Annotated in this window: 1 protein-coding gene; it reads left to right on the forward strand. The window is 71.4% G+C overall.

Translation table 11 applies throughout. The features are described from left to right. The coding region (locus A5787_RS01125; protein WP_156763705.1) for a non-ribosomal peptide synthetase at nucleotides 1–2,201 on the forward strand (2,201 nt) is incomplete at both ends.

Genomic DNA, 2,201 nt, shown 5'->3' on the forward strand with positions numbered 1-2,201 from the left:
ACCGGGGCGGCGTACCTGGCGATCGACCCGGCGCTGCCGGCGGCCCGGGTCGGGTTCATGCTCGACGATGCCGCGCCGGTCGCCGCGGTCACCACCGCCGGGTTGGCCGACCGGCTGGACGGACGGGATCTGACGGTCATCGACGTCGACGACCCCGCCGCCGAGGACCAACCCGCCACCGCGCCGCCGGCACCGGCGCCCGACGACATCGCGTACCTGATCTACACCTCGGGGACCACCGGAACGCCCAAAGGTGTGGCCATCGCCCACCGCAACCTGGCCCACTTGGCGCAGTCAACGCCCACATCGTTGCCGACGACACAGGTGTGGACGCAATGCCACTCGTACGCTTTCGACTTCTCGGTGTGGGAGATCTGGGCCGCGCTGCTCGGCGGAGGGCGGCTGGTGGTGGTGCCCCAGTCGGTCGTCGCCTCACCCGACGATTTCCACGACCTGCTGGCCCGGGAACGGGTCAACGTGCTCACCCAAACCCCGTCGGCCGTGGCCGCACTGTCCCCGCAACGGCTGGAGTCGGAGGCGTTACTGCTCGGCGGCGAGGCTTGCTCGGCCGAGGTGGTGGACCAGTGGGCGCCCGGGCGGGTGGTGATCAATGCCTACGGCCCCACCGAGGCCACGGTGTATGCGTCGATGAGCGCGCCGCTGACGCCCGGGTCAGGGGCGGCTCCGATCGGTGCGCCCGTGTCGACGGCGGCGCTGTTCGTCCTGGACGAGTCGTTGCGGCGGGTGCCGGCCGGTGTGGTCGGCGAACTGTATGTGGCCGGCCGGGGCGTGGGCGTCGGATACGTCGGCCGGACCGGGCTGACCGCCTCGCGCTTCGTGGCCTGCCCGTTCGCCGCCGCGGACGCGCCCGGAACCCGCATGTATCGCACCGGCGACCTGGTGCGGTGGCGCACCGACGGGCAGCTGCAATACCTGGGCCGCGCCGACGAGCAGGTCAAGATCCGCGGATATCGCATCGAACCGGGCGAAGTCCGGGCCGCGCTGGCGGCGTTCGACGGCGTGGAGCAGGCGGTGGTGGTCGCTCGCGAGGACCGCCCCGGCGACAAGCGTCTGGTGGGATACATCACCGGGACCGCGGATCCGGCCGCGGCGCGATCCTTGTTGGCCGAGCGGCTGCCGGCGTACATGGTTCCCGCCGCGGTGGTGCGGTTGGCGGCGCTGCCGTTGACGGTCAACGGCAAGCTCGACTCCCGGGCGCTGCCCGCACCGGAGTACGACGCCACCGATCGTTACCGCGCACCGACCAACCCGACCGAGGAGATCCTGGCCGGCATCTATGCCCAGGTGCTGGGCGTGGAACGGGTCGGGGTGGACGACTCATTCTTCGACCTGGGTGGGGACTCGCTGTCGGCGATGCGACTGGTCGCCGCGATCAACACCGGTCTGGGCGCCGGCGTCGCGGTGCGCGCGGTGTTCGAGGCTCCCACGGTGGCCCAGTTGGCGACGCGCATCCACGGTGGCGAGGGCGGGCTGGAGCCGTTGGTGGCCGGCCCGCGGCCCGCGGTGGTGCCGCTGTCGTTCGCTCAGAACCGGCTGTGGTTCATCGACCAGTTGCAGGGTCCGTCACCGGTGTACAACCTGGCGGTCGCGCTGCGACTGCGTGGGCGCCTCGATGCCGACGCGTATTGCGCGGCGCTGGCCGACGTGGTTGGCCGCCATGAAAGCCTGCGCACGCTGTTCGCCGCCCCCGACGGCATACCGCAGCAGCTGGTGCTGCCCGCCGAGCGGGCCGACTTTGGCTGGGACGTAGTCGATGCGACCGCGTGGTCGCCGGGCCGGCTGCAGGAGGCCGTCGAGGAGACCGCGCGTCACAGCTTTGATCTGGCGGCCGAGATCCCTTTGCGGGCAAAGCTTTTCCGCGTCGACGACGACGAACACGTGCTGGTCGCGGTGGTGCATCACATCGCCGCCGACGGCCTGTCGATCGCTCCGCTGGTGCGCGACATAGCCGTGGCCTACGCCAGCCGATGTGTGGGGCAAGCTCCCGGTTGGACGCCGCTGCCGGTGCAGTACATCGACTACACGCTGTGGCAGCGCGCGCAGCTTGGCGATCTCAGCGATAGCGGCAGCCGCATCGCCGCGCAGTTGGCCTACTGGCAAGAGGCCCTGGCCGGGATGCCGGAGCACCTGCAACTGCCCACCGATCGGCCCTACCCGCCGGTGGCCGACCAGCGGGGCGC

This window comes from Mycobacterium sp. 852002-50816_SCH5313054-b (genome assembly GCF_001667185.1).
Classification (GTDB): domain Bacteria; phylum Actinomycetota; class Actinomycetes; order Mycobacteriales; family Mycobacteriaceae; genus Mycobacterium.